Annotated in this window: 7 protein-coding genes; 3 read left to right on the top strand and 4 right to left on the bottom strand. The window is 63.3% G+C overall.

Annotated features, from left to right (window positions below; translation table 11 throughout):
• Positions 1-3 precede the first annotated feature (3 nt).
• The 4 genes from aroG to GEV02_RS05500 form a co-directional block, all read right to left on the bottom strand.
• Positions 4-1,083, bottom strand: a complete 1,080-nt coding sequence (gene aroG / locus GEV02_RS05515; RefSeq protein WP_070267395.1) for a 3-deoxy-7-phosphoheptulonate synthase AroG — start codon at positions 1,081-1,083, stop codon at positions 4-6.
• Positions 1,084-1,323: 240 nt separating this feature from the next.
• A complete protein-coding gene (tldD, locus tag GEV02_RS05510; protein ID WP_008445719.1) occupies positions 1,324-2,784 on the bottom strand; it encodes a metalloprotease TldD in 1,461 nt (486 codons plus the stop codon).
• Between the two features lie 40 nt (positions 2,785-2,824).
• Positions 2,825-3,622 (bottom strand): carbon-nitrogen hydrolase family protein, encoded by a 798-nt coding sequence (locus GEV02_RS05505; protein WP_152836937.1) that lies wholly within the window; start codon positions 3,620-3,622, stop codon positions 2,825-2,827.
• A 16-nt stretch (positions 3,623-3,638) separates the two neighbouring features.
• On the bottom strand, positions 3,639-7,835 hold the full coding sequence (locus tag GEV02_RS05500) for a YhdP family protein (protein ID WP_152836936.1): 4,197 nt from the start codon (positions 7,833-7,835) through the stop codon (positions 3,639-3,641).
• 116 nt (positions 7,836-7,951) lie between these two features.
• Between GEV02_RS05500 and glnE the strand changes: the two genes are divergently transcribed.
• From glnE to GEV02_RS05485, 3 genes are all read left to right on the top strand, one after another.
• Entirely contained in the window at positions 7,952-10,789 is a 2,838-nt protein-coding gene (gene glnE / locus GEV02_RS05495; RefSeq protein WP_174999015.1) for a bifunctional [glutamate--ammonia ligase]-adenylyl-L-tyrosine phosphorylase/[glutamate--ammonia-ligase] adenylyltransferase, read from the top strand.
• Between the two features lie 122 nt (positions 10,790-10,911).
• Positions 10,912-11,373, top strand: a complete 462-nt coding sequence (locus tag GEV02_RS05490; protein ID WP_152836934.1) for a cache domain-containing protein — start codon at positions 10,912-10,914, stop codon at positions 11,371-11,373.
• 190 nt (positions 11,374-11,563) lie between these two features.
• Positions 11,564-14,485, top strand: coding sequence for a TonB-dependent receptor domain-containing protein (locus GEV02_RS05485; RefSeq protein ID WP_152836933.1), 2,922 nt, complete (start codon positions 11,564-11,566; stop codon positions 14,483-14,485).
• Positions 14,486-14,603 lie beyond the last annotated feature (118 nt).

The raw sequence follows: 14,603 nt of genomic DNA, 5'->3' as shown, positions 1-14,603 counted from the left end.
ATTTTACTTGGCGGCGGCCTCGGCAGCCTGGGTAGCGAGACGGCGCTGGCGCACGGCGGCGGCCAGGTCGTGCAGCACTTGCACGCTGCTGTCCCAGTCGATGCAACCGTCGGTGACGGACTGGCCGTAGGTCAGTTCCTTGCCCGGCACCAGGTCCTGGCGGCCGGCCACCAGATGCGATTCCACCATCACGCCGACGATGCGGTTGTCGCCGCCCGCCACCTGGCGGCCGATGTCGGCGCACACCGGCACCTGGTTCTCCGGCTTCTTCGAACTGTTGGCGTGCGAAGCGTCGATCATCAGGCGCGCCGCCAGGCCCTGGGCCGCGATCGCCTTGCACGCTTCATCGACGCTGGCGGCGTCGTAGTTCGGGGTCTTGCCGCCGCGCAGGATGATGTGGCAATCCTCGTTGCCGTTGGTCGAGACGATGGCCGAGTGGCCGCCCTTGGTCACCGACAGGAAGTGGTGCGGCTGCGACGCCGCCTTGATCGCCTCGACGGCGATCTTGACGTTGCCGTCGGTGCCGTTCTTGAAGCCGACCGGGCACGACAGGCCGGAAGCCAGCTCGCGGTGCACCTGCGATTCCGTGGTGCGGGCGCCGATCGCACCCCAGCTGATCAGGTCGGCGATGTATTGCGGGCTGATCACGTCCAGGTATTCAGTGCCGGCCGGCAGGCCCAGCTCGTTGATGTCGCGCAGCAGTTCGCGCGCCATGCGCAGGCCGTCGTTGATGCGGAAGCTGCTGTCCATGTACGGGTCGTTAATCATGCCCTTCCAGCCGACGGTGGTGCGCGGTTTCTCGAAGTAGACGCGCATGACGATCTCCAGGTCGCCGGCCAGTTCGCGGCGCAGTACCACCAGGCGGCGCGCGTATTCCATCGCCGCCTTCGGATCGTGGATCGAGCAAGGGCCGACCACCACCATCAGGCGGTCGTCCTGGCCGTGCAGGATGCGGTGCAGCGCGATGCGGGCGTCGGCGGCGGTTTGCTCGGCCTGTTCCGAACACGCGAATTCGCGTATCAGGTGGGACGGCGGCGTCAATTCCTTCATTTCGCGGATGCGCAAATCATCGGTACGGGGCATGCTGTTCTCCAGGTGATGAATCAAAAAATATGGGTAAAAAAAAACCGCCTCGGGAGGCGGTTTTTTTGGAATTTGCTGGAACTCGTTTTTTGCTTCTACGTGCACCGGCCGCTACTCCACCGCCTTTGGGTTGGAATTGCTAAAGTAAAAGTAGCCGGTAAAGAAGAAGCGGGTCATGAACGTGTTCCGTAAGAGTTGACTGACTATAACCCTAATATTCGAAATCTGGCAAGCGTTTTCTTAGGCCGTGCCGCCGACGGTCACGCCGTCGATGCGCAGCGTCGGCTGGCCCACGCCGACCGGCACGCTCTGGCCTTCCTTGCCGCACACGCCCACGCCCGGGTCCAGGCGCATGTCGTTGCCGATCATGGAAACGCGGTTCAGCACCTCGGGACCGTTGCCGATCAGCGTGGCACCCTTGACCGGGTAAGTCACCTTGCCGTCCTCGATCATGTAAGCCTCGCTGGCCGAGAACACGAACTTGCCGTTGGTGATGTCGACTTGGCCGCCGCCGAAATTGACCGCGTACAGGCCGTTCTTCACCGACGCCAGTATCTCCGCCGGATCCTTGTCGCCGCCCAGCATATAGGTGTTGGTCATGCGCGGCATCGGCAGGTGGGCGAACGATTCGCGGCGGGCGTTGCCGGTCACCGGCATCTTCATCAGGCGCGCGTTCATGGTGTCCTGGATGTAGCCTTTCAGGATGCCGTCCTCGATCAGCGTGGTGCACTGGGTCGGGTTGCCTTCATCGTCGATGTTGAGCGAGCCGCGGCGGTCGGCCAGCGTGCCGTCGTCGACCACCGTCACGCCCTTGGCGGCGACGCGCTCGCCGATCATGCCGGAGAAGGTCGACGAACCCTTGCGGTTGAAGTCGCCCTCCAGGCCGTGGCCGATCGCTTCGTGCAGCAGGATGCCGGGCCAGCCCGGTCCCAGCACGACGGTCATCGGACCGGCCGGCGCCGGGCGCGCGTCGAGGTTGACCACCGCCGAGTTGACGGCGTCGGTCGCGTATTGTTCCAGCAGCGTATCGCTGAAGTAGCCGTAGTCGTAGCGGCCGCCACCGCCGGACGAACCCATCTCGCGCCGGCCGTTCTGCTCGACGATCACCGTCAGCGACACGCGCACCAGCGGGCGGATGTCGGCCGCCAGCACCCCGTCGCTGCGCACCACCAGCACCACATCGTATTCGCCGGCCAGGCTGGCCATCACCTGCACCACGCGCGGGTCTTTGGCGCGCGCCATTTTTTCGATGCGCTCCAGCAGCTTGACCTTGGCGGTCGCGTCCAGCGACACCAGCGGATCGTGCGGCAGGTACAGCGAGCGGCCGCCGCTCGGCGTCATCGCGCTGGCCACCTTGATCTTGCCGGCGCCGGCGCGGGCGATGGTGCGCGTGGCCGAGGCCGCGTCCATCAGGGCCGCTTCCGAGATATCGTCCGAGTAGGCGAAGGCGGTCTTGTCGCCGGACACGGCGCGCACGCCGACGCCCTGGTCGATCGAGAAGCTGCCGGTCTTGACGATGCCCTCTTCCAGGCTCCAGCCTTCGTTTTTGGTGAACTGGAAATACAGGTCGGCGTAGTCGACCTTGTGGGTGAACATCGAGCCCAGCGTCTTGAGCAGCTTGGCTTCGTCCAGTCCGAACGGCGTCAGCAGGATGTCGCGCGCCACGGCAAGGGTGGACAGATTCGGTTCAAATGGCTTCATGATGGTGTCTTTGTGTAGTGTGGTGCAATTGTAGCGGAGTTCACATGGTCCGGTGTTTGAGGGCAGGCAGGCTCTGGCGCACGCTGTCCATGAACACCAGGTCGATATCGCCGTGGACCGTGCCCTCGCCCTCGGCCAGCACGGACTTGACCGCGCCCCACGGGTCGATCAGCATGCTGTGGCCCCAGGTGCGGCGGCCGTTCGGATGGTTGCCGCCCTGCGCCGCCGCCAGCACATAGCACTGGTTTTCGATAGCGCGGGCGCGCAGCAGGATTTCCCAGTGCGCGTGGCCGGTGGTGTAGGTGAACGCGGCCGGCACGACGATCAGCGACACCGGCCCCATCGCGCGGTACAGCTCGGGGAAGCGCAGGTCGTAGCAGACCGACATGCCGACCTTGCCGAACGGCGCTTCGAACACGCCGACATGCTTGCCCGGCACGATGGTCTTGGCTTCGTTGTACGACTCCGTGCCCTTGGTGAAGCCGAACAGGTGGATCTTGTCGTAGCGGCCCACGTGCTCGCCCTGCGGGTTGTAGACCAGCGTGGTGTTGATGACTTTTTCGGCGTCGTCGGAGGCCAGCGGCAGGGTGCCGCCGATCAGCCAGATCTCCAGTTCCTTGGCCAGCGACGACATGAAGTCCTGGATAGGTCCGCGGCCCAGCGGCTCGGCGACGCCCACCTTGTCGCTGTCGTTCAAGCCCATGATGGCCCAGTATTCCGGCAGCAGCACCAGCGTGGCGCCGGCATCGGCGGCCTGCTTGACGAGGCGGCGGGCGGTGGCGATGTTCTCCGTCACGGACGGCGAGGAAATCATTTGTACTGCGGCGACTGTATTCATGGCGGTCCCGTTCAATTTAGTGCATGCCCTTGGCGGCGGGCGGCGGCTCCACTTTGGAGGCATCGAGCTTGGTGACGACCGGCGCCTTCCAGGGCCCGGTCACCTGCATATGATAGGTCAAGGCCTTCATCACCGGCGCACTCAGGAACAGCTGCGCCAGGAAACTGCCCAGGCCGATCACCGGATTGACGGCCAGCGCATACACCAGCGGCGCCGTGCCCAGATTCACTTCCGGTATCACCACCACATGCAGGTTGGTGGTTTCGTTGGCGATGTCGGCGCTGCCATCCATCAGCACGGTGGCGGCGACGCCGTGCATTTTCAAGTTGTCGGTCTTGGCGATGCCGTGGTTGATGGCGGCGTTGGCGGTAATGCCGTCGAATGCCAGGCCGTCGGAAAACACGTCATGGAAATCCAGCTTGAGCAGGCGCGGCAAGGCTTGCAGGCTGAGCACGCCAAGCAGCTTGGCGGCGCCCGGATCCTGCTTCAGGAACTGGCCTTTTTCCACGTTGAGCTTGATCTCGCCGGACAGGCTGGGCAGGTCCAGCGCATACGGCAAGCCCTTCCAGGCGATGTCGCCGGTCAGCGTGCCCTTGCCGTTTTTCAGCGTGCCGGCGAAGCCGAAGCGGTCCAGCAGCTTGCCGGCGTCGGCGATGTCGAGATTGAAGTTCAGGCCGGTGGTGTGCACGCCATCCTTGGTCACCCACTTGCCGGTGCCTTTGAGTTCGCCGTCCGGGTTGGTCAGCGACAGCTTGCTGATGCGCCATTCGCGCGCATTCGACAGCTGCGCGTTATTGGCTTGCAGCTCCAGGTGACCCAGCTGCTTGTTGAACAATTCGAAGCGGTCGACCACCACGTCCAGCGCCGGGATGGTGGCGGCCGCGCTCTTGCCGTCCAACAGTTCCTGCACATCCTTGGAGGCCGATTCCGGAATGACCAGCGACGACAGGCGCGCCGTCACCTTGCCCAGGCCTTGCCCGGTCGACGGTTCGCTCCAGGTCAGGTAGCCATTGGCCTGGCTGGAATCGACGCTGGCCTGCCACACCGATTTCTGGCGGCTGACGCCGACCACCACGTTTTCCAGCTTGCGGTCGCCGATCACCAGTTCGCTGGCGCGGGCGGCGATGGTGTCCGGCATCACGTACTGGGCCACGTCGGCGCCTTCGCCGGCGGGCGATGCGGTGTCGGCCTTGCCGGCGATCTCGGTGCCGAAGTCCAGCCACGAATCCACGTTCAAGGCGCGCAGGCTGATGTTGAAGGCCATGCCGCTGTCCGGCTCCGGCGCCGGCGTGTTCACGCCTATGCCGCCGCGCACCAGCTTCCACGGCGTCTTGCCGGTCTTCTGGCGCTGGTAGCGCGCCGCGATATTGCCGCCGAGGGCGATACGCATATCGTCATGCACGGCGCCGGCAGCGTCGGGCGTGAGCGCGCTGGTCAGCACGAAGCGCAGCGGCAATGCATCCGGCGCGGCCTTCCTGACCGGCGCCGGCAGTTCAATGCCGAGGCCGTTGAGCGTGGAGTCGACCGCCACCACCACCTGATGGTCGCGCGCGGTGACGGTGCCGGTGTAGCGCGTGGCGCCCGAGAAGTGGCTGGCCAGGCGCTGCATGGCCGGCATCGGATAATTCTTGCGGAAGCCTTCGGCCGTCAGCATGCCGCCCAGCTTGACGACGATGGAGTTGTCCTTCTGGCTGCCGCCGGTGATGCTGACCGGGCCGCCGAGGAAGTTGCCCGACAGCTGATTCAGATTGACGCCGTGTTCGTTGAATTCGATCTTGCCCTGCGACGACTGCACCGGCGGCAGGTCGTTCATCAGCACGATATCGTTGTTCATCAATTGCAGCGCGCCCTGCACCTTGGCGTCGATCATGTGCGACAGCGGCAGGCGCAGGCTCAGCGCCAGCTTGGCGTTGCCGCTGGCCTGGGTTTCGTCGGTGAAGTGCGAGATCCATTCCAGCACCGGGCTGACGGCCATGTACTTGAGGTATTCCTGCATCGGGCCGGCCGCGTTGCCGTCGATTTCCAGCATCGAATCGTGGATGGTCAAATCGGGGATCACCGCTTTCACGCCGGACAGCGCGACGCCGCCGGTGGTGGCGGTGTCGCCGCGGATTTCCATGCGGGCGCGGTCGAACACGAAGCTGCCCTTGATGTGCTCGGCTTGCGGCCACAGCGGCAGCGGCTTGCCGTCCTTGCCCAGCTCCTTGCCGTCGTGCAGGAAGTGGCTAGGCGAATAATTGAGCTTGCCCTCGGTCAGCTTGCCGGCCACGCGGAACTCGCCGCGCGCCTTGTCGGCGCCGGTGTCGCCGTGGAAGGGGAAGTGCGCCAGGTCGCCGCGCAGGCGCAGCGTGACGTCGCTGGCGACGCCGCCTTCAAGCGCGCCGGTCAGCCAGGCGCGCAGGTCGTGCGGGGTCTGCATCGGCAGGTAGTGGTCGATGCGGTTGAGCTGGAATCCGTTCAGCGTGCCGGTCAGGTCGATATTGCCTGCGCCCTTGCCGGCCAGCGGCATCTTGTGCGTGCCTTGCAGCGTGCCGCTCAGGCCTTGCTGCAGGAAGTCCATGCTGTCGATCTGCAGCAGCAGCTGGTTGTCCGGCTCGAACGACCAGCGCGCCTTCAGGTTCAGGTGATCGAAGGGCATCGACGCTTCGCTGAAATAGTCCGGCATCTGCAGCACCAGCTGCTGCGAGGCCAGGCTGAAGCTGCCGCCCTGGTCGCTGGCGTCGATGGAGCCGCTCAGGTTGTCGAAGCCGGGGATGGCGGGCATGGCGGCGATGGCCGGCGACTTCGCGGTCTTGGCTTGCGCCAGGCGCGGCGGCTGCGGCTTCAGGCCCAGCCCGACCAGGTCGCCCTTGACGCGGTAGGATTGCAAGGCCGGATACGCGCCCTGCCATTCGGCGGAAAAGTTTTGCAGCAGGCCGCGCGGCGCGAAGTCGGCCAGCAGCTTGCGCTGGTGCTCGGTCAGCGGCAGGCGCTCGGCCAGGCCGGCCATGGTTTGCAGGTCCAGCTGGCGGGCGCGGATTTCATAGCGCTCCGGCTTGGCGCCGCTGGCGGCGGTGTAGTGTTCCGACAGCGAGGTCGGCGCCATCACCAGGCCGTCGCTGGTGGTCAGCGTCAGGTTGCTCAGTTCGATGCTGTGGCCCAGCGCGCCGAAGCGCGGCTTGATCGCGCCCCGCTTCACCAGCGGCGCGGTGGCCGAGACTTCTTCGCGGGCGGCGATGCGGCCGGTCAGCTGGCGCAGGTCCAGCAGCGGCAGCTCCTTGCCCAGCACGGCGGACACATCGCGCAGGCCGACGTCGGCGGTGAAGCCGGTCAGGCGCGACTGGTCGATGCCCACCCAGGCGCGCAGCGAACCGCCGCCGCTATTGAGTTCGAACGGGAAATCCAGCCACGGCTTCCAGGCCAGCAGGTCGGTGCCGCGGATGTCGGCGTAGACCTCGCCCTTCCACATCGAGACATTGGAAACCCGCGCGCCGAAGGCAGGATGGGTGAAGTCGGCGCGCACGTCCAGCGGCGCGGCCAGCGCCGACGGCGGCGTCGCCTTCAGCGCGAATTGATGGTGCAGCCACTGGTTGCGCAGCACGATGGTCAGGCCGTCCAGCGCCAGCGGCGGCGCGGCGCGCTGCAAGTCGGTCCATTGCAGGCGGCCTTCGCGGATGACGATTTCACGCTGCGACAGCAGCCAGTCCGTGCCCTTGCCGTCGCTCGGCCGCTTCGGATCGATGTAGATGCCGGCCACCAGCAGGCGGCCGTCGGCTTCGCGCCGCACGTCAAGCTCGGGCCGCACCAGCTCCAGCGAGTCGAAGCGCACGGCGCCGGCCAGCACGCTCCACCACGAGACGGTGGCCGACACGCTCGGCAGCGCCAGCGCCTGCTTGCCTTGCTGGTCGTGCAGCACCACGTCGCCCAGGAACAGGCTGGGGCGCAAGCCCTTCCAGGAAGCGTAGATGCGGGAAATGGTGACGCGGTTGCCTACCGCCTGGCTGGCGGCCTGCTCGATATCGCCCTTGTAGTGGTCGATATTCGGCAGCACCGCATAGCGCAGCGTCAGGAACAGGATGGCGAAGGCGAAGTACAGCAGCAGGAACAGCTTGAGCGTGAAGCCCAGCACATGATGGGTGGCCAGGTTGCAGATGCGATAGGCGGCACGCAGCCGGTGCCAGCGCGCGGCCAAAGGCCCCTCGCCTGTCACAGTCTCCTCTTCTGGTTTTTGCATCAATAAGCTAATAAATCAGGCCATGCGTCAAATAAATCGCTAAACTCGGTTTCAAGCTTTTATGCCTGCGCAGCAATTCTACCGCATCACCTGTGCAAACCCGCGCCACTTATGGCCTGGATGCACCGGTTTTACATGCTTTACAGTGGGTTACGCGCCGCTACCGATCAACCGCCGTCACAACTGCTTCAGGAAACACGTCGCCAATGATTGCACCAACCGTTTCACGTTTTTACCAGCGCTGGCTGGCCGCCGCTCCCGACCGCGCCGCCAAGGCTGATGATTTAGCGCAATTATCGCTTGCCCAGATCAATCTTGCTGATTATTTAGCAAAAGAAGCGGCCAACGTGCCGGAAGGCGCCCCGCCGCTGCCGCTGGTGCGCGCCATGCGCCGGCTGCGCAACCTGCTGGTGTGCGTGCTGATACGCCGCGACCTCGGCGGCAAGGCCAATCTGGCCGAGGTGGTGGAGACCATGACGCGCTTCGCCGATTTCGCCATCCAGCGGCATATGCATGAGCTGCACGCGGAAATGGAGGCGGCCCATGGCACGCCGATCGGCCGCGATTCCGGCCTGCCGCAGCAGCTGATGGTGCTGGCCATGGGCAAGCAAGGCGGCGGCGAGCTGAACGTCTCGTCCGACATCGACCTGATTTTCGTCTACCCGGAAGATGGCGACACCGTCGCCGGACCGGGCCAGCGCAGCCTGTCCAACCACGAGTTCTTCGTGCGTCTGGGTAAAAAATTGATCGCCGCTTTGGCGGAGATCACGGAAGATGGCTACACGTTCCGCGTCGATATGGCTTTGCGACCGAACGGCGGCTCGGGTCCGCTGGCCGCCAGCCTGAACATGGTGGAGCAATATTTGATCGTCCAGGGACGCGAGTGGGAGCGCTACGCCTGGGTCAAGGCGCGCGCCGTCACCGGCCAGCCCGAGGATATCGCCGCGCTGGACGCCATCGTGCGGCCCTTCGTGTTCCGCCGCTACCTGGACTTCGGCGTCATCGACGCCATCCGCAATATGCACGCGCAGATCCGCGCCGAGGTCAACCGCCAAGAGCGGCTGCACCCGGACCGCAGCAACAACGTCAAGCTGGGCCGCGGCGGCATCCGCGAAATCGAATTCTTGGCCCAGGTATTCCAGCTGATACGCGGCGGCCGCGACGCCGCCCTGCGCGACCGCTCGACCCGCACCACGCTGCGCATCATCGCCGAAAAAGGCTTGCTAAGCCACGCCATCGTCTATCAACTTCTGGCTTCCTACACCTTCCTGCGCAATCTGGAACACCGCCTGCAATACCTGGACGACGCCCAGACGCACACGCTGCCGGCCAACGACGCCGACCGCCTGCTGGTGGCCGAGATGATGGGCCTGCCCGACACCGCCACCCTGCTGACCCAGCTGGAAGCGCACCGCCAGTTCGTCGCCGGCCAGTTCGATGAAATGTTCTCGGACAAGACCAGCAACAGCGACAACGACATCGATCCGCAATCGAGCAACGAGTGCGCCGATCCCGACAACCGCGAAGCCATGGTGTCGCGCTTCGCCGCGCTGGGCTTCGACGATCCCGAGGGCGCGGCCAAGCGCCTGATCTCGACCTGGCAGGCGCCGCGCCTGCAATCGATGCCCGAGGCCAGCCGCAACCGCCTGCTGGGACTGGTCAACACGGCGCTGCCCATCATCATCCAGTGTTCGCGCGAATCGAGCGGCGGCAGCCAGCAAGCCACCCTGGGCCGGCTGCTGGATTTCCTGGAGGCGATCGCGCGCCGCTCGGCCTATCTGTCGCTGCTGACCGAGTATCCGCACACGCTGGCGCGGGTGATCCGCATGGTGCACGCCAGCGGCTGGGCGGCGCAATTCCTCAGCCAGCACCCCATCCTGCTGGATGAGCTGCTGGACGACCGCGTCCGCAACGCCGTGTTCGACCCGGTGGCGCTGGCGGCCGACCTGGAAACCCAGCTGGCCTCGGCGCTGGGCGATACCGAACGGCAAATGGATATCCTGCGCGAAATCCACCACGCCCAGCTGTTCCACCTGCTGGCGCAAGACCTGGCCGGCGACCTGACGGTGGAAAAACTGGCCGACCACCTGTCGGCGCTGGCCGACACCATCGTCGCCGCCGCCATCAAGGCGATCTGGCAGACGGTGGCCACGCGCCACCGCGAAGTGCCGCAGTTCGCCGTGATCGCCTATGGCAAGCTGGGCGGCAAGGAGCTCGGCTATGTGTCCGACCTGGACGTGATCTTCCTGTACGACGACAGCGACCAGGAAGCGCCGGCCCAGTACGCCAAGCTGGCACAGCGTTTTATTACCTGGATGACATCGCACACCTCGGCCGGCATCCTGTTCGACATCGACACCGCGCTGCGCCCGGACGGCGCCAGCGGCATGCTGGTGTCCAGCGTGTCGGCCTTCGAGAAGTACCAGAGCAACTCGGCCTGGGTGTGGGAGCACCAGGCACTGACCCGCGCCCGCTTCTGCGCCGGCGACGCCGCCATCGGCCTGCGCTTCGAGGAAATCCGCCAGGCGGTGCTGCGCAAGGAACGTCCGGCCGACGGTCCGCTGAAACAGGAAGTCATTGCAATGCGGAAACGAATGGTCGACGCCAAGCCCAACCATACCGAGCTGTTCGATCTGAAACAGGATCCGGGCGGCATGATCGACATCGAATTCATCGTCCAATTCCTGATCCTGCAGCACGCCGCTGCCTACCCGCAGCTGACCGCCAACTTCGGCAATATTGCACTTTTGAAAATGTGCGGCGAGCTGGGATTGATTGATGCGGAGCTGGCGGCGCGGGTCGGCGACGCCTATCGCCAGTTGCGCAAACTGCAACACCAGCTGCGCCTGCAAGGCCAGGACTTGGCGCGCATCGATCCGCAATTGGTGGCCGCGCATGCGCCCCATGTACTGGCTTTATGGCGCAGCATATTCGATGGCAATGTTGCCACATAACAACGGTTCATTTGTTAAATTGCCAGCGCCGTGATTTAAAGCCATTAACTACAGTAATATTGAAAAACACAATCATCAGAGCGCACAGCGCCGTCGCAATTTTACTCAAGAGGAGAAATGGTATGAAAGCATTATTCGGTGCCGCAGCGTTAAGCTTAAGCATGTTTGCCATGTCATCGACCGCCCTGGCCGCCGACAAGGGCACTCCCGACGAAGCCGTCGCCATGGTTAAAAAAGCGGTTGCCCTGATTAAATCCGATGGCAAGGAAAAAGCTTTTGCGGCGATTTCCGATCCGGCCAACACGACTTTCCATGACCGCGATCTGTATATCTATGTGTACGATTTAAATGGCGTGGCTTTAGCTCACGGCAATAATCCTAAAATGGTTGGAAAACCTTTGATTACCCTCAAGGATAATGAAGGCAAACCAATGATTAAAGAAATGGTCGACCTCGCCAAAGGCAAAGGTAAAGGCTGGGTCGATTTCAAATGGCCGAATCCGGTCACCAAGGCGGTGGAAGCCAAATCCGGCTATATCGAAAAAGTCGACGACATGCTGGTCGGCTCCGGCATCTACAAATAAAACCTGCCACGCGCACACAAAACCGGGACGATGTCCCGGTTTTTTTTCGTCCTCATTCTGCGAACATGCCAATTATTGGCATGTAAACGCCAAAAACGAGCTTACGGCCACGGGGAACTCTTCGGCAGCCTAGTCAGTCTATAAGCGGTGACATTTCAAAATAACCGCGACCTACCCTAGGAGTCGGATAATGAACAACGAAAACTCGCTCGCCCGCTCGATACGTCTGCTTTGCGCCGGAGGCTTGGCGCTGGGCACGCAAGCCGCCCTCAGCCAGGAGGCTGCCGAACCGATGCAGAAAGTATTAATCACCGGTTCGCGCATTGCATCGCCAGCGGCGGAATCGCCCTCGCCTTTGCAGATATTAAATTCGGTAGATATTGCCGCCTCCGGCGCCACCAATCTGCAGGATTTATTGCAGAAAAACCCCACCATGGGCACGCCGACTATCAGCCGCAGCAATTCCAATTTCCAGACTTCCAGTGCCGGCGTATCGACTATTAATTTAAGAAACCTCGGAGATTCCCGCACGCTGGTATTAATGAATGGCCGAAGATTTGTTTCCGGCGTGCCCGGAGATACTGCTGTCGACCTCAATACAATACCGACGGATTTTATTGAGCGGGTCGAGTTATTAACCGGCGGCGCCTCCGCAACCTATGGATCGGATGCCGTGGCGGGCGTGGTGAATATTATTTTGAAGAAAAACTTTAATGGCCTGTTATTCGATGCGCAAACCGGCCGCAGCAACGAAGGCGATGACTTTAAAAAGAAACTGGCGCTGACTTTCGGCACCACCGGCGCCGACGGCGCAAGCAATGTCATGGGCCATTTCGGCTACTCGAAACAGGGCGCGGTGTACTCGCGCGACCGCCCGGCCTCGGCCGTCGACCAGACCTCGGCCATCACCCAGGGCCACCCGGAACTGGCCTTCGTCGCCAAGCGTCCCAACTTTTCGGGCTACGCGCCGCAGGGCCATTTCTTCGGCGACAGCGAGGATTTCACCTATGATACGAATAACAACATTATCCCGTGGAATCAAAATGGCACAGCCGGCAGCGGCGCCGGCGCGACTGGTTTCAACCGCTCGGCCTACCGCCTGATCGCCGTCCCGACCGAGCGCTACCTGTTCGCCACCAACGGCAACTGGGCGTTCAACGACCAGCACAGCGCGTTTTTCGAGGGCACGTATGCGTCGTCCAAGGTCGATACCAACATCGAAGCCTTCGCCCTGGGCTCGGACCAGGTGTACAAACCCAGCGGCCAGGTGCCGGCCGCTTCCATGGTCAACGGCGTGCTGGTCAAGAATCCGCTGGTGCCGCAGTATTTATATGACCGCATCAGCGACACCGACGGCGACGGCTTGCCGGACTACTTCTTCACCCGCCGCCTGTCCGAATTCGGCCCGCGCCACTCTACCGTGGACCGCGACACCTTCCGCCTGGCCACCGGGCTCAAAGGCACGGTACGCGACTGGAACTATGAAACCTACCTCAGCTATGGCAAGACCAAGGAAGCGCAAAACTCCACCGGCCAGGTCAATGTCATGAGTTTGCGCAATGCGCTGGAAGCCATCCCCGGCGCCGATGGCGCGCCGGTGTGCCGCGACACCCACGCCGTGGCCGAGGGCTGCGTTCCCATCAATATCTTCGGCTACAACAGCATCACGCCTGCCGCGCTCAAGTACGTTACCGCGCCCGGCTCGCTGGAAACCGCGATCACGCAGAAACTGGTGGGCGGCTCCGTCACCGGCGAACTGCCCGGCCTGGCCGCCGGCCGCATCGGCATCGCCGCCGGCTTCGAATGGCGCAGCGAAGAGTCCAGCGCCGTGCCCGATCCGCTGACGCAGTCCGGCCTGAACGCCGGCAACGCCCTGCCGCCCACCTTCGGCCACTTCCTGGTGCGCGAGGTGTTTGTCGAAACCCGCGTGCCCCTGCTGAAAGACCTGCCCTACGCACGCGACCTGAGCTTCCTCGGCACGGTGCGCCACGGCGACTATTCCACCGTCGGCAGCACCAACAGCTGGAACGCCGGCCTCGAATGGGGCGTCACCACCGACATCAAGCTGCGCGGCACGCGCGCGCAATCGACGCGGGCGCCGAATATCAACGAACTGTTCCAGGCGCCCAGCCAGGATTTCCCCACCGGACTGGTCGATCCCTGCGAAGGCGTGTCCATTTCCGGGACCAGCTCGCTGGCCGTCAATTGCCGCAATGCGCCGGGAGTTGCCGCCAATATGAACGCACATGGCGGCATTTTCACGTTAAATCAAGCCGACCAGCAGGGCATCAGCGGCTACAACAGCGGCAACCCCAACCTCAAGGCGGAAAAAGGCCGCTCCACGACGATAGGCCTGGTGGTGACGCCGCGTTCAGTACCGATGTTGCGCAAGTTCACCTTCACGCTCGACTACTTCACCATCAAGATCGCCGACGCCATCGTCAACACTGACCGACAATATGCGCTGGATCAATGCTATAACCAGAACAATCAAGCCTTTTGCAGCTTTATCACGCGCCGTCCGGCCGCGGTCGGCAACCTGAGCTCCGGCTCCATCCAGTACAGCAATATCGCCGCCACCAATAGCGGCGGCTTCGGCACCGAGGGCGTCGACGTCACCGCCTCGTGGGCGGATCAGCTCGGTCCCGGCAAGCTGAGCGCCCGCCTGGCCTGGACCTGGCTGCGCGATCTGTGGCAGAAGGCGACGCCGGAGGCGGAAAAGAACGTCGATGTCGGCGAGATCACGGCAGCCAACACCAATGCCCCGCGCAACCGGGCCGGCCTCAACCTCGCCTACAAATGGGGGGCCATGGGCGTCAACTGGACGGCCACCTACACCGGCCCGGTGTCGCTGGACGACCAGTTCCTGAAAAGCTTGAGCATTCCGCCCGGCACGGTGGGCGTGGGTTCGCGCACCTACAACGATTTCCAGTTCACCTACGACCTGAAGAAATCTCTGCAGCTCTATCTGGGCATGGACAATGTCTTCAACGCCAAGGCGCCGCCCATCATCAGCGGCCTGCCCGGCAACCAGACCGGTACCGAGACCGACACCTCGACCTACGATGCGATCGGGCGGCGCTACTATCTGGGCTTGCGCGTCAGCTTGTAGTATAAAAATAACACCAACATTGGTTTTTTGACTTCATTGCCATTTTGTGTTTACAAAAACACCATTCCGCCAATACATTAGCAGATCGGAAAAAATGTTTTTCCGACAATTTGCACGA

It is taken from the genome of Rugamonas aquatica (assembly GCF_009380215.1).
Classification (GTDB): domain Bacteria; phylum Pseudomonadota; class Gammaproteobacteria; order Burkholderiales; family Burkholderiaceae_D; genus Rugamonas; species Rugamonas aquatica_B.
This window is presented reverse-complemented; position numbering and strand designations above follow the sequence as displayed.

Bases quoted from the DNA above. Each gene is read 5' to 3' on its own strand.
- aroG (WP_070267395.1), bottom strand. From the start codon at position 1,083: ATGCCCCGTACCGATGATTTGCGCATCCGCGAAATGAAGGAATTGACG.
- tldD (WP_008445719.1), bottom strand. From the start codon at position 2,784: ATGAAGCCATTTGAACCGAATCTGTCCACCCTTGCCGTGGCGCGCGAC.
- GEV02_RS05505 (WP_152836937.1), bottom strand. From the start codon at position 3,622: ATGAATACAGTCGCCGCAGTACAAATGATTTCCTCGCCGTCCGTGACG.
- GEV02_RS05500 (WP_152836936.1), bottom strand. From the start codon at position 7,835: ATGCAAAAACCAGAAGAGGAGACTGTGACAGGCGAGGGGCCTTTGGCC.
- GEV02_RS05490 (WP_152836934.1), top strand. From the start codon at position 10,912: ATGAAAGCATTATTCGGTGCCGCAGCGTTAAGCTTAAGCATGTTTGCC.
- GEV02_RS05485 (WP_152836933.1), top strand. From the start codon at position 11,564: ATGAACAACGAAAACTCGCTCGCCCGCTCGATACGTCTGCTTTGCGCC.